Genomic DNA, 22,776 nt, shown 5'->3' on the forward strand with positions numbered 1-22,776 from the left:
TTAATTATCATCCGGTATATCTCCAGAACCCAGTAAAGATACAAGCAATATACCCGCCAAAATAATAGGCCCACCTCTCCTCATAACTTTAGCAAACAACTCCATCCTGTCAATAGAACCATGGTAATGAACTATATCATTAATAGCTGCTCTCAAATATGCTAACAGGTATTTTTTTTCTATTTTCGACAACGCCCATCTGTGAGTATTAATTTTGCATTGCAACATATACCTATTGACCGTAGTATCACACCATCCCCCGACCCTATCATGTAACCAATCAAATATTTTAAAGTGCACAAATAGTCTATGATCCCTAACCATAACATCCTGCCCTTCGCGTTCCTGTCTATAAAAATAATAACATTCAGGAATCTGGGACATCTTTGCCACCCTTGAGAAAACCTCAAACTGAAAAGGCAGATCATCAAAACGCCTTATATGCTCAGGAAAACATATTGAATTACTGGTTAAAAACTCTTTACGATAAATTCGTCTCCATATAGTTGGCTTCGCTACCAAATGCGTACGCGGATCATTAACGAATCCAACAACTTCATTTTTATCAACACTCATGGATGTAGATGGATAATTTTTTACTTTTCCAGAGTTTTCATAATATTCCGCATATCCGCACTCCGCAACATCAGTACCATTCATAATCGCTGAACGATATAACTCAGAAAACATTCTTCTATCAACCCAGTCGTCCGCATCAACGAATGCCACATATTCTCCACGTGCCTCATATAACCCACAGTTTCTTGCCGAAGCACAACCACCATTTTTTTTATGAATGACTCTGACCTTTTGCGGGTATTTTAAAGCCCATTCATCCAATCGCTTGCCGGTATCATCTGGAGAGCCATCATCGACAGCTATAATCTCTATTGATTCAAGGTTTTGCTCTACCAACGAGCTTATGCAACGATCTATCCATGGCAAAACCTTATATGCAGGAATAACAACAGATACTTCGTACAAACACTTTTTCGCACGCTGAACCAACGGTATCTTTGCCCCTAATACACGCCAATAAAAGCTTTTTGCCTTATCTCTCGAAACCCTATATACGTCCATTGGATCAACGTCAACAGGATCGAATTCACCACAAATATAATTAACAGTATATTTATTAAATATTTCCAGCAACCCAAGCCAATAAAACTTTTCAATATCAACACGAATCAATCCTATAGAGCTATCACGAATAAGGTCTGCAAGCGCTGCCATTGATTGGCAAAAATACACTCTATCCGACCATTTCAATCCCTCACAACCATCAAGAACCGATATTAATTCTTTTATTATTTGATCATTACCCTCAACAACAATTATTTTCACAAGATCATAATCATGCAACATCCGGATTATTTCAAAACCTGACCTGACGCCAATAAATACAGCAGGATACTCTATACTATCCGTCCAAGTCTTTAACCCATAATAATTATTCTTGTACCGAATAACATCCTCTTCATAATATCTCCCCAGTAAACCGCCCTGCAATTTCGGAGAATATCTTTTTATTTCTTGAGACCTTAACATACTATTGCTTTTTATATAAGAATATTGATTTAACCTTAAATAAAAAAATCTTGACAACCACATCTCTCGATGCCTTACCATAATCCTTACTTAACATTAATGGTAAGGTATCAATTGCACGAATCCTTCCTTCAGACGCATGCGTTACGAGGAAATTTACAGCACCAACTTTCAGCGCTGACAACAGCACTCTTTCTTGTTTATCTATAAATGTATCCATGCAAGTATCGTATAATTCTTTACTAACATTCTTTTGAATCAATTCTGTTGCTAACTCAAAAAAGCGCTTTCGGTCCTTGACAAGAGTATTTTGACCGCACCAATACATTACACGACTAGCAATACAAATAATATAAGACCAACCCAACAAATCAACATTTCTTGAAGATGCCTCTTTAAAAGCCAAATCGACACTTTTCAACATATCAAACCGTTTCGCACTCTTTTGCTCAGTAAGCTTTCCTGAGCGATTGACTCTGTAATAATATCCCGTTTTATCATACATAAATATTTTAGCAGCAGCCAACTCTGCGACATGGAAAGTAAAATCCTCAAAAAAATCTAACCCTACCGGAAATGACAATCTTTCTTTTTCTATAAATGATCTTTTCAGTAAACGTGTATTCGCATTAGGCTCTAAACGAAATACTGCGGGAGCAGATGTTGCGGTCACTACAGCAAACCCTCTATCTTTTAATATATGATCCCACCAATATGTATCATAAAAATCATAAGACTCACCCGTAACACTATCAAACACTACCGAACGCAAGAAAATAACATCACACTCATAACTCTTAGCAATAGAAATTGCTTTCTTAAATGCAGCAACATTAATAAAATCATCGCTATCACAAAAGCCAATATATTCTCCACGAGCATATGATATACCAAACATCCTCGCCGCAGACGGCCCGCTATTGGGCTGCTTTATCAACACACATGGCAGCAGAGCATTTCGCATCCAATCCAAAACAATATTAGCGCTATTATCTGTACTACCATCATCGACGACAATTATCTCAATATCTTTTCCTGATGCGCACGATATTGATTCAATAGCCTCAAGCACATATCGTTCAGTATTAAATAATGGTATAATATAACTGATCAATATCTCATCGCCATCATTTCGAGAGTCATACAATAATGAGCACTTCATTTCATCGCCTCCAAATCCATTCCATACCACATATTTATCTTGAGAATCTTTTTTATACCAACTCTTTGAAATCAGATTTTAAGTAACTGCTCAATACTCCTGCAGCAATAATATCTTTACACAAATGCTTCATTTGGTATTTCTTTAAGATTACCATGCTCGAGACTGAATATCCTGTTGCAATACGTTTTAATCAGATGATGATCATGAGAAGCAAAAACGAAAATTTTTGCTGAGCCGATCAGTTTTTTTATCCGAATCAGACTTTTTTCTTGGAAACCTGCGTCACCTGTTGAAAACATTTCATCTATAAGTAAAATCTCTGGTGTTACCGCAGTGGCAACGGCAAACATTAGTCGCATTGTCATACCTGAAGAGTAGGTACGAATCGGTAGTTGAAGAAAATTTCCCAATTCTGTAAACTCTTCAATATCAGGGGTTAAGGCTTTTGCTTCCTTATATTTCATTCCCATCATCAAGCCCAGATGAATAATGTTGTCGTAGCCAGAAAGCTCATAATCCAACCCTGCTCCTATCTCGAATACTGTTGCCGTTTTACCTAATCGAGTAACCTTACCTTTGTCTGGTGGATAGATACCGGCCATGGTACGCAACAATGTGCTTTTACCGGAACCATTATGACCTATAAGACCGACGGCATCTCCATCCTTGAGAGTAAAGCTCACCTCTTTTAATGCTGTAACCAGTGTAGTTCTTGCATTTTTTTCTATGCTACCTCCTGTGGCGACTCGCATGAGCTGACTTCTCAAAGACAAGCCATGACTATCATAAACAGGGTAACGAATCGTAACGTTATCGAAAGTGATATTCGCCATAAAACAGCTAAAAAATTTTCAAACCCAGAAAGCAAGCCTTTTACCATAAGATTTATAATATGCCCAGGTAGTCAACGACCCTGTAATAAACAATACTATCATAATCATGTAAGCATTGTGACCCGGAACATGGCCAAGCACCGGAGCCCTGACAACTTCAATGAAATAACTCAATGGATTAAACCATACTATATTGAGATTTGCAGGAAGCCGGTTAATTCGATAGACTACCGGACTTACAAAAAAGAGCAAAGGCACTGCGCTGTTGACAAGATGCTCAATATCACGGAATCGCGCACCGAGCATTCCAAGCAAAAACATCATCCAGAAAAGGTTCAAGAGAACCAGAATAAGTCCCGGAATAACCAATAACGTCGTCCATGTGATTTGTACTTTAAAAAAGAACATCACACCTATAACAATCACAACATTATGTAACATATTGATGGTATGACGCGCCAAAAGTCGTAACACGAAAAACCATGCAGGTATTGCCACATTTTTAATCATGCCCGCCTGACGATAAAACGTAACAGGTCCGTCGATCAAAGTGCCAGATATCAATTGCCACGCTATCAATCCCAAAGTCAGAGAAGGAACGAAGGTAGTCATGTTCTCATGAAGCAGATTAGCCCAAACTACACTAAGCCCAAGCACACCAATGAGATTCGTTAAAACCGGCCAGAACGGGCCGAGAATACTCTTCTTGTAACGAGCCTTGGTATCGGCCCATGCTAAATAGACACTATTCTGGAAAAGCTTCATTTACTTACAGTTACCTTTTCCAAATATTGACCTTCAAACGAACACCCCTGCCTCAAAGCGAATACATTAAATTGATTAACAGAGGCAGGATACTTAACAACACCATCAATACTGGTGTCTTGAAATATTCCGCAAGACGACATAACTGATTCTTTTACATCTTGTTGGCAAAAGCACACACTATTAGCATAACTCTGACTCGTTATTCATCCACAAAAACAACAAGTACTGCATTCCCAAAACACACATTACGTGCATTTTTCACTTAGCTATATGCAACTCAGGAAGATTCAACTTATTTTATGTTTTCGATTGTCACCATACCATTCAAAACCAAAACGTTTGGCTGTATGTCAGGTTATATGAATTGGTCATAAGCCCCTAATACGCTCTGCTATTGACCAAATTTTTGACTTCAACTGATACGATAGCTTTTACTCTTCTGTCAACGAATTCATAAACCAAACAAGACAGGCTATCAACTCTAAAGCATTATAAATAAATGAATAACAAACGCTTTAAACAGACTGGATTCATCTCCCCACACTCAATATCAATGAACACTAACCTTTCAAAAGACAAAATCAAATTCACAACACAAACATTATATAGAAAAATAATATATCATCCAATAACTGTTTCCCAACTTTATACGTAAATAATACAAATATACACATATAAAGCAAAAAAAATGCCCAACAAGCAAACACTTGCCGCACAAATCGCCCAATAGAACCGCAAGATTCATGTGCTATATATATATTAAAATACATTGATAACACACATATACAAGAATTGCTTTCAAAAAAAAAGCCAGCTATCTTTTTGACACCAAAACTTTCAACCAATTATCAATAACATCAGAGCTTGGGTTATGGATAAAGCATATTCAAATTTCATTCCCAGCCTAATCTCTTCCTGTAGTGACTATTGCAACTGATCAATCCAGAGTGCATACTCATCCGAATCCATTTAACCGATTCACCCATTATCAAGCCTCAAGAATCAATAAAGAATTCGCATCAGCCACCCCTCTTTATAGCTGTAAGCATAACTTTCAAGTGATTCCTGCCTATATATCCACACGCTCAAAAAACATTATTGAATGCCGTCTCATTCAGCATACGCTATAATTGATAGACAGCATTGATCGTCACGCAAGCAGGACGGCATTGATACCTGCTGGATATTTCAGGGCGCTTCTCAAAAGTGTCATGAGCGACTTGAGATACAGGGCGAATGGAGCGCAGAAACCTGAGCGTACATGGGGTACGTGAGGATTTAGAGCGCCACCCGGCGCAGCAATCGGGACGCGCAATAAGCATTTAGCAGCGCCCTTTATCATTGAACGACTTGTTCCTCCAGCTCTTTTGGTTCAGCGTTCACTCTCCAATTCCGCTGAACCAGAACATTTTCTCAGTTCTGCTATAAAAGCAAATTATTTATGGCTTTATCTGAGCATGTACGCAGAGGAATCGGCATCATTGCATTGAGCATCATCGAGACGAATGCGTTCATACGTCCAGTTGTCGCTGCCGAAATCGCGTAAATATCTTGTCCTTGGGGGAGGTATAGGATACGTCAGAAACGATGTCATGACGTTTGATGGGGAATGGAGCATTTGTTCGGATGACCAAAACCCTCTCCCGAAGAGCGGGTTCAGACTATCGATCGAACCATTGCCGGATGAAAACAGAAGCGGCAACAAGGCTGCTTCAGCTCCGCTTCCAGCGGTCGTGCAGCCAGAACCACTCTTCGGGACGGCGGCGAATCTGTGCTTCGATCGCTTTGGTGTATCGGGAAGCGAGCGTGGCAACATCCTCCTTGCTGAACGAGAGATCGGAGGTATCGATCTGGTTGACGGTGATGGTGTAGCGCCCGTCGCCGTTGCTGGTGCACATAGGCATGAAGAGCGGCACTTTCGCCCGGAGCGCAAAAAAAGCCGCGCCGTGCAATACGGTGGCCCGCCGCCCGAGAAACTCGCTGAAATTCGCTTCGTCCGGGTCGGACTGGTCGACGAGAATGGCAAGTATGCCTCCGTTCTGCAACAGACGCAACCCCTCTCTGACCGACTGGTATGGATAGATCACGCTGTTCCCCCTCATGGAGCGATACTCGTTCAACCTCCTGTCGATCAAACGGTTGCGCAGCCGTTTGACGATGATGGTGACGGGACGGATCATCAGGCCGCAAGCCATCGCCATCAGCTCCCAGTTGCCGTAATGAGCCGAAACGATGACCGCGCCGCCCGTTCCGGCGAGCCGCCACTCCTCGAATGCGGCATCGCCCTCGATATCGACCAGCGCGGCTGCGTCCTCATGGCTCCGGATCAGCGGCAGACTCAGGACTTCGAGCAGCGCCGAGGCCACGTTGCGGTAAACGCCCGTGGCGATACGGCGAATTTCGTCCGGTGACTTGTCAGGGAAGGTGAGGCTGAGGTTTCGATAGACCAGGCCGCGCCGGATACCGAGAACGCGGTGCATGAAATCGCCGATCAGGAAGGCAAACCGACGCGTCTGATGCCGGTCGAGTTTCCGCACTATAATTCCGAGCAGGTTGAGTATGACGAACATCAACCTCCCGGATGCCGCCTTCGATTTTCTCCGGATTTTTTTCCAGAATCGTTTAGGCGACGCTTTTGTATTTGATCCCATTACAAACAACTTCTCTATCCATAGCCATGAAGAACGGCAAAGCCGCAGGGGCCTGGCTGATGGATGCATACAGAAAAACGCAAAAATTTACCTCGGCAGCTTCTCCGGCAAATCAACCCATGACCGGAAAACTTTTCAGAAGGTACAAAACGAAGCGATAGAAGAAAACAGGAAGTTGGACAGCAATAGCGAAATTTCGCCGGATGCCATTTACTGTTTTTCGGGCTGTTCACGAATGCGTTCTCGCATTATATTTATTAACTAAAGGAAAGCATCTCTCTAACGTGAAAATTCATGAATGCCCGACATGCCACACAAGTTGTGCTCCCATGACGAAATGCTTCGGAAGGTTCGGAACTGGCAGGCCGAAGGAGCGAAGGTCGTCTTCACCAACGGCTGCTTCGACATTCTCCATGCCGGCCATGCGCGCTACCTTGCCGCCACCCGTGAACTGGGCGACCGGCTCGTGGTGGGGCTGAACACCGACGCTTCGGTCAAGCGCCTCAAAGGGCCAAAACGCCCGGTGGCGTCCGAGGATGACCGGGCCGAGGTGCTCTCGGCGCTCGGGGCGGTCGATGCCATCACGCTCTTCGACGACGATACGCCCGAAGCGCTGATCGGCATGTTGCTGCCGGACATTCTGGTCAAGGGGGCCGACTGGCCGGTCGAAAAGATCGCCGGCGCAAAAGCCGTCCTGGAACACGGCGGCTCCGTTTTGACCGTGCCGCTCCTCGAAGGCCGCTCCACGACCGGCATCATCGAAACCATCATTCAACTTCATTGCCCGCAACAACGTGGTGGATAGAATAAAGAAATTCAGCTTCTTCGTGATGACCGCGGCTTCGGCCATCATCATTGTGCTCGTCATCGCCGCCACGCTGGTGCTCAACAGCGGCATGGTGGATCTGTTCACCAAAAAGCAGCTCCTGACGCTCTTCAACAAAGAGTACCGTGGGCGGCTCGAACTGAAAGAGGTCAAGCTCCGCTTCCCCGACCAGGTCACGCTCGTCAGCCCCGGCATCTTCGAGGAAAATGCGGCGCAACCGGCAGCCCGCGCGGACAGCATCACGCTGAAGTTCAACTTCCTTTCGCTCCTCAGGCCGAAGATCACCCTGCTCTCGTTCAGGGAGGTCGATGTTGACGGCCCCCGGGTGAGTATTGCAGAGTATCCGGATGGCCAGCTCAACATCGGAAAAATCTTCACCCGACGGCATCCGGAAGAGCCTGAAGTGCTGGCTATCGAAAAGTTTCGCGCCAGGCGGCTGAAAGTCCGGAACGGTTCGCTGTCGTGGAAACCGGCCAACGCGCCCACCTACCGGATCGAAAAGCTCCGGCTCGACATGTCGAAGGCGTTCGTCGCCAAGTACGAGTTCATGGGCACGATCAAACAGATGCAGTTCACCATGCCCGATCGCGGCCTGACGCTCAAAAAGGGTTCCGGCTCGCTTGCCTTCTCATCGGTGCGCAGCGATGTGCTCGGCCTCGATCTCGAAACCGCCAAAAGTCATGCGAAGCTGTCGGTCTCCGTGGATGGCCTGGATATTTTCTCCGGCATTTCGAAAAAGAAACTCCTGAAAAACAAAACATTTATCCACGTCGAATCGCTGAGCTTCGACACCTCGGAGCTGAACCGTTTCATTTCGGTTCCGGCGCTTCCGGCGGGCGTCTATCAGCTCAAGGGCGATGCGAAAGGCACCTTCGCCGACCTCGAAATTTTGCCGGTGAGCATCGAGCATGGCGACAGTCGCATTGCGTTCAAGGGCGAAATGCTCAACCCTCTCGATCCGGAGAGCCTCTCGTTCAACCTGCAAATCGACAAATCGACGCTCTCACCGGCGCTGCTCACCAAGCTGCTCGACGACGAGCGCTACCGGAAGCTCGCGCGGGAGGCGAACGGCATCAGCTTCACCGGCATGTTGCGGGGACGGCTCGACGAGTGGATGAGCGGCATCGACTTCAAAACCGCCATCGGCAGCGGATCGACCGAGTTTGAAATAAAGCGGCTGGCCGGAGGAAAATACGAGACGGACGGAACCTTCACGCTCGAAAAAACCGAGCTGCACAAGCTCTTCGGCATCGAAGGCGTCAAGAGCGGATTGTCCGGCTCGGGCGCGTTCAGCGGCGATCTCGGCGCGGGAGGAATCGAGAGCGCCCATCTCGAAACCTCCGTGAAAAACGCGTTCTGGCAGCAGCAAGCCATTTCGTCGGGATCGGTCACGCTCGACCTGGCGGGCAAAAAGCTCGACCTCTCGACCGACCTGAAAAGCCCGGACGGCGGCAGCCTCGTCATGGCGGGCCTCATCGACTTCTCGACCCCCGCGCCATCGTACGAGGCGGGCGGAACGGTCAGAAAGCTCGATCTCTCCAAAGCCACCGGCAAGCAGGATTTCCGGAGCGATCTGAACGGCAGGTTCGATGTGAAGGGACAGGGTCTCGATTTGGCTTCGCTCAACCTCAAGGCCAGCATGGTGCTGGAGCCTTCATCGTTCAACGACTTCCGCTTCCGGGAGCGCTCGGCGATTTCGGCCAGCGTCGTGCAGAGCGCCGGCTCCTCGGCGGTATCGCTGGAGAGCGAGGCGTTCGACCTCTCCGTGCAGGGCAACGCATCGATAGCCCGGATGATAGAGACCATTCAGATGGCGTCGGCCTGCATCGCCAGGGAGACCGGCAACGCTGCCGCCGTTCCGTTACCGCAGGGGCAATCGCCCTGGGCATTTACCTACAGGCTGACCGTGCGCGACCTCACGCCGCTCAGGCCCCTGCTTTCGGCAAAGGAGTTGCAGTTCAGAGGCACTGCCTCGGGCAAGGTCGCCTGGACGGGAGATCGTCTCTCGCTGGATACCGATATTTCCAGCCCTGCCCTCTCCAACGGCCCGGCGCTCCGCATGAACAACGCCGCGATGACCGGCTCGATGCAGTGCTCGGCGGGCGGCGTCGAAACGGCGCGCCTCACCGGAACGGCCGGAGCGATGGAGCTGTTCGGCAGGGAGCTGAAAACCCTGCGCCTCGCCGCATTGTTCGACAATGACCGCCTCGCCGCCGCGATCGATCTTGCCATGCCGCGATTCGCCGAAAAGCTGAGCGCGGCCTTCACGGCCCGGCGCTCCGGCAACGCCGCCACGGTGTCGATCGACAGGCTCGCGCTCACCACGCCAAAGGGCGTCTGGCAGACGGCGCCCGGCGGCACGCTCGACATAGCGAAAAATTTCCTGCGCTTCAACCGCGTCCGATTCGCAAAGGGAACGCAGTCGTTGCAACTCGACGGCCTGCTCAGCAACGCCGTGCCGGGAACATTCCGGGGTACGCTCTCCGGCATCGACCTCGTCGAAGCGAAGTACTTCTGGCTCGATCCCGCGCTGGAGCCTATGAGCGGCCTGGTCAACGCAAACTTCACGGTCAGCGGCGCGCCCGGCGCGAAAACGAGCGACCTCGACCTGAGAGGCTCCGGCGTGACGTACGACGAGCTGAAAATCGGCGAGGTGCATCTGACGGCCCGCCACGCCGGAGAGCAACTGCGCTTCGAGTACGAAAGCCGGGGCGCAACGCCCCGGGCCGGAACCACTGCGATGATCCCGATCAACACCATCAAAGGCTCCGGAACGCTTCCGCTGGTGCTGAACTACTCGCAGGTAGAGTTCAGGATACCCGAAAACAGACCGCTCAGCATCTCCATGCGTTCGGACGACCTGTCGGCCAGCATCGTCACCTGGATCGTGCCGATCTTCGACCATGCCGAAGGAGTCATTCCGACCGATCTGCGCATCACCGGCGCGATGCCGAAGCCGAACATCTTCCTCGTCACCCGCCTCAGAGATACCAAAGTCCGGATCGCGCCGACGCAGGTCACCTACCGCGTCAACGGTCAGATCACCGGCACGCCGTCGCGCATCGACCTTGGCCGCATCGAGATCCGGGACTCGCAGGAGAACTCCGGCACGATCAGCGGCACGATCGGCCTCGACGGCCTGAAGCCCATGACGGCCAACCTTGACGCTTCATTCAGAAACCTCTTGCTCTACAGCAAAAAGGACATGAAGGACGACACCTCGTTCGGCACGATCAGCGGCACGACTGGTAACCTCCGTTTTTATGGCGACTTGACCGCGCCCATCGCCGAGGGCAATCTCATGCTGACGTCGGCCAACTTCAGCCTCTACCGCAAAGGCTCCGCCGAGAGCGCCAAATACATCGGCGTCGAAAAATACATCACCTTCGTGCCGCGCCGTCCATCGCCGAAGCCGGTCGAAACGGCCGTAGCGCCGCAATCCACGCAGTTTCACTACAACCTGCTCGACATTCTGCAGATCAGAAATCTCAGGCTTTCGTTCAGCGCGCCAATCAAAGGCTCCATGATTTTCGACCGGATCCGGGGCGAGAGAATCGAGGCCACCCTGAACAATCTTTCGCTCCTGGTCAACAAGGCCGGGCAACGATTCAGTCTGCTCGGCTCGGTCGATATCACCGGCGGCAAGTACACCTTCTCGAACACGAGCTTCGACCTCGAAAACAGTGGTCGGGTCGCATGGAACAACGAAGAGATCAGAGAGGGACGCCTGATCGACATCTATGGCGGCAAACAGGTAACGGCCACCGACGTCCAGAGCGGAGAGCGCGACAACGTACGGCTGCTCATCGCCGTGAGCGGCACCATCGAAAAGCCGAACGTCCGCATGGGCTACTACCTGAATGACGATCCCCAGCCCTGGTCGGCGGTCAGCATGATCGGACGTCAGTCGAGCCACATCGATTCGAACGCCGACCTGAACGTCATCTCGATGCTTTTTTCGAGGCAATGGTACCTCCACCCGGAACGACAGGCGTCGAGGGGCGTCAGTCCCGTATCGAGCGTCGGCATCTCCGCCGGTACCGGCCTGCTCTCCTCGCAGGTGTCCGGCATATTGCAGAACATCGCCGGGCTGGAAAGCTTCAACGTCAACCTCGGCACCGGCGCGAAAGGCAACCTCAGCGGCCTGGAGGTCTCTTACGCCATGCTCGTGCCTGGCACTGGCGGCAAAATCAGGTTCGTCGGAACCAGCACCACGCCCGTCGCAGGCAGCAGCACAACGACGAACTACTACAACGGTTCATCGCAGAAGATCGAATACCGGGTCACGCCGAAGGTCTATGTCGAGGCGTTCCGCTCTTACGGCATGGCTGGTAATAACGCCGCGTACATCAACTTGCAGAAGCCGACCGAAAACTGGGGAGTCAGCGTGTCGTATCGCGAGAAGTTCCACACCTGGGGCCAGTTCTGGGATCGCCTGCTTGGCGGAAAAAAGAAGGAAAAAGAGAAGGACAAAAAAGAGTGAAGCTTCGTATGCGCATTATTTTTCATACCTTTAAAGATTGTCTCGCAAAGCAGAACCATCGACCCATTTGTCAACCGTGCTGACTGGCAGGAACATTCTTCTCGGCATCTCGGGCGGCATCGCCGCCTATAAAACGCCGCACCTGGTCAGGCTTCTCAAAAAGTCGGGGGCCGACGTGCAGGTGCTCGCGACCGAATCGGCGCTGAAGTTCGTCAGCGAACTCTCGCTCTCGACCGTCTCCCGGCGACCGGTGCTCACGGATATTTTCTCGGCAGATGCGGGACACGAAAGCGAGCGGACGATGCACATCACGCTCGGCGAGTGGGCCGACGCCCTGGTCATCGCGCCCGCGACGGCCAACACGCTCGCGCGTCTCGCCACCGGTCTGTGCGACGACATGCTCTCGCTCTGCTTCCTCACCCTCCGCCCCGGCAAACCGGTGCTGATCGCCCCGGCGATGGACGGCCACATGTACGACTCCCCTTCGGTGCAGCGCAACCTTTCGATGCTTGCCGCGCAAGGATGCAACATCCTCGAACCCGAAAGCGGCTCGCTCGCTTCCGGCCAGTGCGGCCTGGGGCGAATGCCCGAACCGGAGACGATCTTCGAGGCTTTGACGGAAATGCTCGCCGCGCCGGAAGCGTCGGCGCTTTGCGGCAAAACGGTGATCGTCACTGCCGGGCCGACGCGGGAGAAGATCGACGACGTGCGCTTCCTCTCGAACTACTCCTCCGGCAAAATGGGCTTCGCCATCGCCGCCGAGGCCGCCCGACGCGGCGCGAAGGTTCGCCTCGTAACCGGGCCGGTCAATTTGCCGACGCCGCCGGGCGTGGAGCGCATCGACGTCGAAAGCGCCGCCGGGATGCTCGCGGCGGCCCGACCGCTCTTCGACGACTGCGACCTCTTCATCGGCGCGGCGGCCGTGGCCGACTACCGCCCCGAAGCGCCGGTCGCGGGCAAGATCAAGAAGAAGGACGCAGAGATGGAGATTCGCCTCGTCAGGAATCCCGACATTCTCGCCGGGTTCGCCAACGGACGAAAGCCCGGCCAGGTCGCCGTCGGCTTCGCGCTCGAAACCGCGGGCGGCATCGACTACGCCCGCAGGAAGCTCGTGGACAAGCGGCTCGACCTCGTCGCCTTCAACATTTATGATGGCCGCACTTCGGGCTTCGAGGTCGATACCAACGCGCTGACCCTGCTCGGGCGCGATGGCAACGTCACCGAACTGCCGCTGCTCTCGAAGGAGAAGGCCGCCGCAAAGCTGCTCGATGCGGTTGAATCGATCCTGCCCCGTTAATTTTCAATTCGCGATTTTTCAACATGAAGCAGGAAGCCCTTTTCGATCCCGTTCCCGAACCCCCCGCCCACCGGGACGCCCCGACGGATGGTCTCGATGCCCTGTGCCAGGCGGCCATCGAATGCCGGAAGTGCCGCCTTGCCGAAACGCGCAAAAACGTGGTCTTCGGCGAAGGGAATCCCAAAGCCGGTCTGTTCGTTATAGGAGAGGCCCCGGGGGCGGATGAGGACGCGCAGGGCCGCCCGTTCGTGGGCCGTTCCGGCCAGTTGCTCGACAAGATTCTCCTGGCCATCGGCTTCGAGCGCAAGGACGTGTACATCGGCAACATCATCAAGTGCCGCCCGCCGGAAAACCGCAATCCCCTCGCGGATGAAATCGAGTGCTGCAAGCCGTGGCTCATGCAACAGCTCGACATCATCAACCCGAAGGTGCTGCTTCTGCTCGGTCGGGTGGCGGCCAACACCATTCTGGAAAACACGCAATCGATGGCTTCGATGCGCGGCAAGCTGATCCGCTGGAACGGTTTCGACTGCTTCGTGACCTACCACCCCGCAGCGCTGTTGAGAAATCCGAACTGGAAGCGGCTCTGCTGGGAGGATGTACAGATGCTCCGGGCGCATTACGACAAGGTCTGCCCGAACGGCTGACCACTTATGGAAACCATGATACGACGAGAAGAGGACAAGGAATGAAGCCGCGCCAACCGCAAGTAGATTTGAGCCGTGACATCGACTTCAGCAAGGAGAGCCGGGTCCCCCCCTACTCGCTGGAGGTCGAGCAGGAGGTGCTGGCCTGTATTCTGCTCGAAGAGGATCCGATCGAACAGGTGATCCAGATTTTCGGCGACAACGGCGAGGCGGTCTTTTACGAGAAGCGCCACCAGATCATCTACAAGGCGATGATGCAGCTCTACCAGAAGCGGCAGGCCATCGACCTCATCACGGTGAGCGAGGAGCTTTCGCGGGTCGGCGAACTCGACAACATCGGCGGACGTCCCTACCTCGGCGAGCTTTCGGGCAAGGTGATCAGCGCGGCAAACATTGAGTTCTACGCCAGGCTGGTGAAGGAAAAATTCCTCTACCGGCGGCTGATCTCGATTTCGTCGCACATTTCGAGCGCGGCCTACAACACCTCGATGGAGATCTTCGACCTGGTCGAGAACGCCTCGCAGCAGTTCTTCAACATCTCGCAGGCGGGCATCAAGAAAAGGGCCAGCAGCATCAAGGATCTGCTCAAGACGGCGACAAGGATGATCGAGAATCTCGGCTCCTCGCACTCGTCGGTCACCGGCATCGGTTCGGGATTTTCGGAGCTCGACGAGTACACGGCGGGCTTCCAGCCGTCGGACATGATTATCATCGCGGCCCGTCCGTCGGCGGGCAAAACCGCCTTCGCGCTCGCCCTCGCCCGCAACGCCGCGGTGAACTTCAACACGCCGGTGCTCTTCTTCAGCCTCGAAATGGCTGAAATCCAGCTCGCGCTCAGGCTGATGTGCGCCGAGGCGTACGTCGAGTCACAGCTCGTGCGGCGCGGCCAGATTTCGCCGGAAATGATGAACAAGATCATCAACAGCATGGACTCGCTCGCCGAGGCGAAGCTCTTCATCGACGACACGCCCGGCATCTCGATCATGGAACTCTCCGCCAAGACCCGCCGCATGAAGCAGGAGCACGGCATCGGCATGGTGGTGGTTGACTACCTCCAGCTCGTCACGCCGGTCAGGGACGGGCGCTCGAACCGCGAGCAGGAGATCGCCCAGATTTCGCGCTCCCTCAAGGCGCTTGCCAAGGAGCTGAACATTCCGGTGATCGCGCTGGCGCAGCTCAACCGCTCGGTCGAACAGCGCTCCGGCGACCGCCGCCCGCAGCTCAGCGACTTGCGCGAGTCCGGCTCCATCGAGCAGGACGCCGACATGGTGATGTTCCTGTCGAGGCCGGAGATGTACGGCACCAAGAACTTCGAGGACGGTTCCTCGACCAAGGACATCGCCGAGGTGGTCATCGGCAAACAGCGAAACGGCCCGATCGGCACGCTCCGACTGCTCTTCCTGAAAAACTACGGACGCTTCCAGTCAACGGCCAACAGTTACCTTTCAGCCGCCGATAACGGACAGCATGAACCCGAACACGCCCGTGGAGGCGGATACATGGAGGCATCGCTGCCTGAACCGCCGCCACTCGATATGGACACTTTCATCAACAATTCGGACGCTGCACCCTTTTAACCCTGCCGGTCATGGTTTACCGAAAAGCCCCGAAATCCTCTGGCAACGCGCCGGACTCTTCCGCAAGCTCCAGCGATCACCCTGCTTCGTCAGGCAACGAGCGCCGGTACCACGGCATCGGCAGCGCGAAGGGATTCGCCATCGGAGAGACCTACGAATTCGTCAGGGAGACCATCGAGCACGAAACCGCCGATCTCTCTGCGGAGAACATCGAGGAGGAGGTCGAGCGCTTCATGACCGCCCTGCACCGCTCGGAAAAAGAGCTGAAAAAGATCGAACGGGTCACCACCCGCAAAATCGGGCGTCTCTACTCCGATCTCTTCCAGGCGCAGATCATGCTGCTCAGGGATCCGGTGCTGACCGGCAACATCACCAGCCGTATCCGCGCGGAAGTGAAACCGGCGCATCTGATTATCGAGCAGGAGTTCGGCAAGTTCCTCGAAAACTTCATCAACTCCGACGACCTCTTCTTCCGTGAGCGGGCGGCGGACCTGCACGACATCAAGGAGCGCATCATCCGGAACCTGCACATCCGCAAGCTCCACTCCTGGGTGCCCGAAGGCTCCATCGTGGTCTCGCACCACCTCTCGCCGGCGGACATCATTCTTCTCAGCCGCAGCAACATCAAAGGCTTCGCCACCGACACCGGCGGCAAGACCTCGCACATTTCGCTGATCTGCAAGTCGCTCAACATCCCGATCGTGGTGGGCCTGGGCAACTTCTCGCAAAAGGCGCTATCGGGCAGTCGAATGATCCTCGATGGCTCGGAAGGGGTGGTCATCACCGATCCGGCGGATGAAACCGTCGAGACCTACATCAAAAAGCGAGAGGAGGAGAGCAAACGCGAGGCGGACGACTCGATCATGGCTCATCGCCACGCCTTCACCCGTTGCGGCGTGAGAATTTCGGTCTGCTCGAACATCGATTTCAAGGAGGAGATCGAACATCTCGATGCGACCGGCTCGGAGGGCGTGGGGCTGTTCCGCACCGAAAACCTCTTTCTCGACGACCTCAAGCCCCCGAAAGAGGCGGCGCAGCAGGAGTATTATCGGGCGATGGCCGAGATGCTCACGCCGAAACCGCTCGTCATCCGCCTGTTCGACATCGGCGGCGACAAGCTGATCTACTCCCCCGTCAAAGAGCCGAACCCGAACCTCGGCTGGCGGGGCGTCAGGATTCTGATCGACGTGCCGGAGATTCTCGACACGCAGCTTCAGGCGGTCATCAAGGCCAACATTCACGGCAACATCGACGTGCTGATTCCCATGATTTCGTCGATCGAGGAGGTCATGCACATCAAACAGGCGATCGAGAAGCACTACGACCATATCAAATCGCTCGGCCACGAGCCGCTCGAAAAACCGGGCATCGGGGCCATGATCGAAATGCCGGCGGCCGTCGAGCTGATCGACGAGATCACCCGGATCGTCGATTTCGTCAGCATCGGCACCAACGATCTGACCCAATATACCCTTGCCGTTGACCGCAACAACCTGATCGTGCAGGATCTGTTCGAGAAGTTCCACCCGGCGATCATCCGCCAGCTCCACCGCGTCATCACGACGGCGCAGAGAAACCGCTGTCGCGTCTCGATCTGCGGCGACATGGGTTCCGACCCGCTCGCCGCGCCCTACCTCATTGGCTGCGGACTTCGTGAGTTCAGCATCGTCAGCTCCGACATTCCGGCGCTCAAGGCGACCGTGGGCAAATACACGGTCGAGGAGTGCGAAGCGCTCGCCGCCGAATGCCTCAAACTCTCTGGTTCATCGGCCATCAAGGCCCGCCTCGAAGCGTTCGTCAAGGCGCACTGAAAGCGGTTGCAGGCGGTTCCTGCCTGCCCGGTTTCAGACTCCACACCTCCAACTGACCGATAGCCTCAACGCAAGCGGCGCTCCACACGGAGCGCTAAAACGCGCCATCGATCAGCCTTCGATGAAAAGGTTCCAGAAAGAATTTCTTGAGCCATATATACGTATAAATACCTCAGCAACACTGACATCGAAAAAAGCGATAACCCTCAGGGCGAACTATGCCAGTAAATTATTTTATCTAAATATTTTAACCAATAACATAACCACTCACTTTTTTCAACAAATATGCATGTAGATTCACTATAAATCCTTGTTAAAGCGTCTCGATTTCTGTACTTTTAGACTTAATACTTGCGGAAATTTTAGTGGATATTTGTCTTTTTGAATAGGCACGGTAAACAGTTCGTCAGTACAAGAGCAAAACCGTACCCCTTAACAAGGAGTTTATCCGCTGGCAGTCGGGCTCTGGTGACAGAACTGCCTGTCTCGTACTGATACGTTTAATTTGCCTTAACAACAAAATCCTTAAAAAAACGCGAAGTGATCATGAAAAAACTAATTACCCTGGGATTGATGCTTGTAACCCTTCCTGGTATAGCGAGGGCAGAAGTCATTAACCTTAACTTTGATGATTCTTTGACAGCAGGTGAGTCGGTGGGTAATGCTTATAGCGATAAAGGCATATCTTTTACAGGATTTACCACCTTTTCGTCAACTGATATTAACAACACCTCCGCACCGAATATTGCTGTTGGCACAAAGGCAGGATACCAGGTAATGCAGGTTAATGATGGCTTTACTGCATTGACATTAACCGCCGGTGCTGCTGCCGCATCATACAGTGGCTTTGGGGGTAGCGTCACACCTCCAGCGCAGATATTGATCATGTCCGGAGATAACGGTACTGGTGACGTATTGGCATCCGCTACCATTACCGGCTCATTAACCGATTTCGAGGGCATGAGCTTTTCAGGATTTAGTGCACCAGCAAAATCCATGATTCTGAGCGCGAATTCTTATCAAGCAGGCATGGATGCGATAACTATCACGACGAACTCTCTCACGCCCGTGCCTGAACCGGCCAGCGTCGCGCTTCTCGGCGTTGGTGGAGCTTTCCTTTTCGGCTTCAGAAAGCTGAACTCGAAAGAAGAGTCTCCTGCCGGAGCCTGACCGCGTTGTTCGATACATCTGAAACGAGGAAACCCTCCTGATCACCAGGAGGGTTTCTGCTTTTATGCCTGCTCAACAAGATTCTCCTACCGATCTTGCCTCCCGCTTTTAGCCCTGCCCGAGTCAAGCCGCATCCACTTTTCCTTCTCAAGGCATTACCGCTCGAAGCTGCAAATTATCGGCAGGCGTCATTTTCGCAAACACCAGAGCCATTCCTAACCTGATAATCAGAAGCATCATTTCCCTTGCACCGTTCGATCCTCATTTCCGGGCGTTGACACTTCTCCCGGCGATACATCGCGACTTCTCAGGAATCATCGCAGCCAAAAACGTCCCCCTTCAGGCTCCCTGACACCAGAGCGTTTGAACGCCCGGCAACCTTTTCAGTCCTGCCCTGCGTCGAGATTTATCACAGCCTGTCATGCCATAAAAAAAGCCGCTCCGGAGACGATCCGGGCGGCTTTTTGCTGTTCTGACGACACGCTGACGGCGCTACCTGAAATCCTCTATTTTGGAGTTCCGGCGATACGACTGTAGATATTCAGAGAGGAACTGCTCCTGTTTGACCTTCATGAGCTGCGGCAGCACTTGCCGCTTTTCGGCGGCCAGATCGATGCCGGGGGCGAGCTGGCGGCTCGTCAGTTGCACAAGCGCGTATCCGCCGCCGCTCTGCACCGGCTGCGAGAGCGTGTTGAGCTTCATGCCGGCCATCGCCTCCACGAGCCGGGGATCGACGCCGTAGCCATCGATGTAGCCGTCGCGCCAGCGAATCTCGTTCGAGGTGATTTTGCGCAACCCGGGATACTTCGCGACAATCGCGTCGAGCGAACCGCCGGAGCTTTTCGCCAGCCCGGCAAGCTTGGCTTTCAGCGCCGCTGACTGCTTCTCGCGCACCAGCTCGGCTTTGATCATCGCCGTAAGCTGTTCGTCGAGCTGATGATAACCGGTATCGTTCTTCGACAGGAGCTTCGTGACGACAAACCCCTTGTCGGTATCGAGCACATCGGAAACATCGCCCTCTTTGGCTTTGAACGCGAATTTGGTGACGGCCTCGCCCATGCCGGGAACAGCGAGGAGGCTCTGGCGCGAAAAATCTCCGGTTTTGCCCACTTCGAGCTTTTGCGCCTTGGCGGCCTCGTCGAAGCCTTTCGACTTTGCCTCGGTCTGGAAGATCGCGGCATTGCGTTTGATCGACTCGGCGGTCTGCGTCGATGCCTTGATCTGACGAGCAACCTCGGAGGCGACGATGCGCCGGTTGTCAAACCCTTCGATTTTGATGATGTGCAAGCCGAACTGGGTCTGAACCGGCCCGACGATCTGGCCGGGGCGTCCGGCAAATACCGCCTGCGCGAACTGCGGCACCATGCGCTCTTTGGTGAACCATCCGACATAACCCCCATTGCGGGCGCTGCCGGGATCCTGCGAATATTTCGCGGCCAGCGAGGCGAATGACGCGCCGCTTCTCAGCTCTTCGGAAATCTGCCTGAGCAGCCCCATGACGCGCTCGCCATCGGCCTTGTCCGCCGGATTGAGGCGAATCAGGATGTGCGAGGCGCTGGCCACCGGCTCGCCGGTCGTGATGCTCTTGATTTTGAGCAGGCGGTAGTAGCCCTCGTCGGCAATCGGGCCGACAATCTGGCCGGGCGCGAGTTTCGACGAACCGAACACCGCATTGCCCGCGGCGGGCGAAAAGTCGGCTCTCGAAAGCGCGACATTCACCGAGTTCGGCATATCGCTCTGAATTTTGACGAACTCGCTGTCGCTCGCCGCCGAGGCGAACTGCGGAATCAGGCCATCGATCTCCTTTTTGACCTGAACGCTATCCTGCGCCGATGGGGTCAGCGGGAAGAACACAAATTCAGCGCTGCGCGTCGGCTCCTCCTTGAACTGCGCCTTGTGAGCCTCGTACCACGATTTGATCTCATCGTCCTTGACCGGAAAGCTGCTTTCGGCGCCGGCATAGCTCAGAGGGAACGGAATGAAGGAGCCGGTGAAGGTGGTGAACTGACGCTGAACCACATCGGTAAGCTCAGGTTCGGTGACGACAACCATGGTTTTCAGCGCCATGACAAGCTTGCCTACCATCAGCTCACGCTTGACCACCTCCTGGGCATTGACCCAGAACTCCTTGGCCTTGGGATCGCTGCGCGCCTGCTCGAGCAGCTTGCGATCGATTTTACCGGTTTGGGGATCGGTGAAGTTCTGGCGGATGATCATCGGCGGATTGAGGTCGCTGTTGACCGCATCGAGCACCTCCTGATCGGTAACCCCGATTCCATATTCCTTGAGAAGCTGCTGGATGAGGGTCTGATCGACGGCATAATTCCAGGCCTGCTCATGGAACTTCGCATCGATCTCAGAGGTGATTTCAGCACCCGGATTGCTTTGCCGGAAGCCTTTGACCAGATTGTTGTACAACTCCTCGTACTGTTGCATGGAGATCGACTCGCCATTGACCTTTCCGGCCTCGCCCGCCTTTTGGGTCGGGCCGCTGAAGTTCATCCCCCATTCGAAAACGATGAGGGCAATGAACGCCGCCACGAGGACAAACAGCACGATATGTGTCTTGTCCCTCAACTTGCTCATGAGTGCCATAACTTGTTTTTTCAGTCTTGACAGTTATTCGTTGTTATCTCCCCAACCTTCGCGCCCGCAAAGCGGCACGAAAGCGAAGTCGTGAAAAATCTCGTGCTCGAACCGCTCGCCATTGCGTCGGATCACGGTCATCTGCTGCGAGGCGAGATCGCCGACCGGCACGACGAGCACGCCGCCGTCAGCAAGCTGGTTCATGAGCGTATGCGGCTCGCGCGGCGCGGCAGCGGTCACGATGATGCCGTCGAACGGCGCCTCCTCCGGCCAGCCGAGCGTTCCATCACCGAGACGCCGTTGAACGGGCAATTCCAGCGCATCGAGTACGCGCCCCGCGGCTTCGTACAAACCGGCGATCCGCTCGATGGTAAAAACCTCATAGCCCAGCGCGTCGAGAATGGCCGCCTGGTAGCCCGATCCGGTGCCGATTTCGAGCACTTTGCCGAATGGCCGCCGCTCCACGAGCAGCGATGTCATGTACGCCACCGTGTAGGGCTGCGAGATGGTCTGGCCGAATCCGATAGACATGGCTCCATCGCTGTAGGCGTAGGGTCTGCTCTCTTCATCGACGAACAGGTGACGCTTGACCGTCCGGAACGCATCGAGCACACGGGCATTCCTGATGCCGTACCGTTCGAGTTCCGCCACCATCTCCCGGCGCTCCCGCGCCATATCGCCATTCTGTTGTAGCTTCATCGCTATCCCGACCTGTTCCAGACGGCACGCCGTCATGGAATCCTCATAAAATTCGCTACTATTGCAACCAACAAAAGATAATGCAATTCCGGCCAATGCAGTATAGCATTTTCGGGCAGAAATCCCGACAGGGCAGCTACATCCTGCTGATCGACCTCGACCGCAGGATCGAAGTGGCGTTCGGCAAATTCAGAAAAGGCGCGCCGCTCGAACTGCAACCCGGCCACTATGTCTATGTCGGCTCGGCGCTCGGCGGCGCGAAGGGGCGCTTCCCGCTCGCCTCGCGCCTCTTGCGCCACGCTTCGCGAAGCGAAGGTCGCGACGCTCATGCCATCAGGAGCGCGTTGCTCGATCTGTTCATGTCATGGGGATACCGCCAGCCCGGCAGTCAGGGGACGAAAAAGCTGCACTGGCACATCGACTACCTGCTCGACCGCAAGGAAGCGGAAATCGGGCACGTGTTCCTCTTTCCGGGCGAAGCGAGGCTGGAGCCGCAACTCGCCGGGCAGCTCGCCTCGATGCCCGGCGCGTCACCCGTCGCCGACCGCCTCGGCGCGCAGGACGCCGCCTCGGGCACGCACCTGTTCAGGGTTGACGATACGGCAGCGGTGGTGGCGGAGCTTGAAAAGGTGTTCGCTACTAGTGTCGCATCACGCAGAAACAGTCGTATAGAATGATTACCTTCATCTTCATTGATCAACCCAACCATCGTGAA

16 protein-coding genes are annotated in these 22,776 nt (G+C 53.6%); 9 read left to right on the forward strand and 7 right to left on the reverse strand.

Annotated elements, in window-relative coordinates:
• The 5 genes from FGF66_RS10300 to FGF66_RS10320 form a co-directional block, all read right to left on the reverse strand.
• Window positions 1–1,605: a glycosyltransferase gene (locus tag FGF66_RS10300; RefSeq protein WP_170181326.1), complete on the reverse strand. Its 1,605-nt coding sequence runs from the start codon at window positions 1,603–1,605 to the stop codon at window positions 1–3.
• Window positions 1,550–2,740: a glycosyltransferase family 2 protein gene (locus FGF66_RS10305; RefSeq protein ID WP_139457556.1), complete on the reverse strand. Its 1,191-nt coding sequence runs from the start codon at window positions 2,738–2,740 to the stop codon at window positions 1,550–1,552. Before FGF66_RS10305 ends, FGF66_RS10300 begins: the two co-directional genes overlap by 56 nt.
• Window positions 2,741–2,826: 86 nt before the next feature.
• On the reverse strand, window positions 2,827–3,546 hold the full coding sequence (locus FGF66_RS10310; protein WP_139457557.1) for an ABC transporter ATP-binding protein: 720 nt from the start codon (window positions 3,544–3,546) through the stop codon (window positions 2,827–2,829).
• Window positions 3,547–3,564: 18 nt separating this feature from the next.
• Window positions 3,565–4,311: an ABC transporter permease gene (locus tag FGF66_RS10315; protein WP_139457558.1), complete on the reverse strand. Its 747-nt coding sequence runs from the start codon at window positions 4,309–4,311 to the stop codon at window positions 3,565–3,567.
• 1,715 nt (window positions 4,312–6,026) lie between these two features.
• On the reverse strand, window positions 6,027–6,884 hold the full coding sequence (locus FGF66_RS10320; RefSeq protein WP_246046660.1) for a lysophospholipid acyltransferase family protein: 858 nt from the start codon (window positions 6,882–6,884) through the stop codon (window positions 6,027–6,029).
• On the opposite strand from FGF66_RS10320, the gene FGF66_RS12680 reads away from it, so the two are divergent.
• The 8 genes from FGF66_RS12680 to FGF66_RS10355 all read left to right on the forward strand — a co-directional run bounded on the left by FGF66_RS12680 (window position 6,874) and on the right by FGF66_RS10355 (window position 18,776).
• Window positions 6,874–7,230 carry a hypothetical protein gene (locus FGF66_RS12680; RefSeq protein ID WP_170181324.1) on the forward strand — a complete coding sequence of 119 codons (357 nt, stop codon included), beginning with the start codon at window positions 6,874–6,876 and terminating at the stop codon, window positions 7,228–7,230. The two genes, FGF66_RS10320 and FGF66_RS12680, sit on opposite strands and share 11 nt — an antisense overlap.
• Window positions 7,231–7,272: 42 nt before the next feature.
• The gene (gene rfaE2 / locus FGF66_RS10325) at window positions 7,273–7,770 is read left to right on the forward strand and encodes a D-glycero-beta-D-manno-heptose 1-phosphate adenylyltransferase (protein ID WP_139457560.1); all 498 of its coding nucleotides are present in this window, start codon (window positions 7,273–7,275) and stop codon (window positions 7,768–7,770) included.
• Complete coding sequence (locus FGF66_RS10330; protein ID WP_139457561.1) at window positions 7,763–12,274, forward strand: translocation/assembly module TamB domain-containing protein; 4,512 nt, start codon at window positions 7,763–7,765, stop codon at window positions 12,272–12,274. Before rfaE2 ends, FGF66_RS10330 begins: the two co-directional genes overlap by 8 nt.
• A 76-nt stretch (window positions 12,275–12,350) precedes the next feature.
• Complete coding sequence (gene coaBC, locus FGF66_RS10335) at window positions 12,351–13,571, forward strand: bifunctional phosphopantothenoylcysteine decarboxylase/phosphopantothenate--cysteine ligase CoaBC (RefSeq protein WP_139457568.1); 1,221 nt, start codon at window positions 12,351–12,353, stop codon at window positions 13,569–13,571.
• Window positions 13,572–13,594: 23 nt separating this feature from the next.
• Complete coding sequence (locus FGF66_RS10340) at window positions 13,595–14,218, forward strand: uracil-DNA glycosylase (RefSeq protein WP_139457562.1); 624 nt, start codon at window positions 13,595–13,597, stop codon at window positions 14,216–14,218.
• A 41-nt stretch (window positions 14,219–14,259) separates the two neighbouring features.
• A complete protein-coding gene (gene dnaB / locus FGF66_RS10345; protein ID WP_139457563.1) occupies window positions 14,260–15,795 on the forward strand; it encodes a replicative DNA helicase in 1,536 nt (511 codons plus the stop codon).
• An 11-nt stretch (window positions 15,796–15,806) separates the two neighbouring features.
• Window positions 15,807–17,606, forward strand: coding sequence for a phosphoenolpyruvate--protein phosphotransferase (ptsP, locus tag FGF66_RS10350; protein ID WP_139457564.1), 1,800 nt, complete (start codon window positions 15,807–15,809; stop codon window positions 17,604–17,606).
• A gap of 546 nt (window positions 17,607–18,152) precedes the next feature.
• Window positions 18,153–18,776 (forward strand): PEP-CTERM sorting domain-containing protein, encoded by a 624-nt coding sequence (locus FGF66_RS10355; protein ID WP_139457565.1) that lies wholly within the window; start codon window positions 18,153–18,155, stop codon window positions 18,774–18,776.
• 492 nt (window positions 18,777–19,268) lie between these two features.
• Here the strand turns inward: FGF66_RS10355 and FGF66_RS10360 are convergent, their stop codons facing one another.
• Window positions 19,269–21,362, reverse strand: coding sequence for a peptidylprolyl isomerase (locus FGF66_RS10360; RefSeq protein ID WP_342779655.1), 2,094 nt, complete (start codon window positions 21,360–21,362; stop codon window positions 19,269–19,271).
• 33 nt (window positions 21,363–21,395) lie between these two features.
• Window positions 21,396–22,061 carry a protein-L-isoaspartate(D-aspartate) O-methyltransferase gene (locus FGF66_RS10365; RefSeq protein WP_246046661.1) on the reverse strand — a complete coding sequence of 222 codons (666 nt, stop codon included), beginning with the start codon at window positions 22,059–22,061 and terminating at the stop codon, window positions 21,396–21,398.
• A 95-nt stretch (window positions 22,062–22,156) separates the two neighbouring features.
• Between FGF66_RS10365 and FGF66_RS10370 the strand changes: the two genes are divergently transcribed.
• Window positions 22,157–22,738, forward strand: a complete 582-nt coding sequence (locus tag FGF66_RS10370) for a GIY-YIG nuclease family protein (RefSeq protein WP_246046662.1) — start codon at window positions 22,157–22,159, stop codon at window positions 22,736–22,738.
• Window positions 22,739–22,776: the final 38 nt, after the last annotated feature.

The organism is Chlorobaculum thiosulfatiphilum (assembly GCF_006265165.1).
In the GTDB taxonomy this organism is placed as follows: Bacteria; Bacteroidota; Chlorobiia; order Chlorobiales; family Chlorobiaceae; genus Chlorobaculum; species Chlorobaculum thiosulfatiphilum.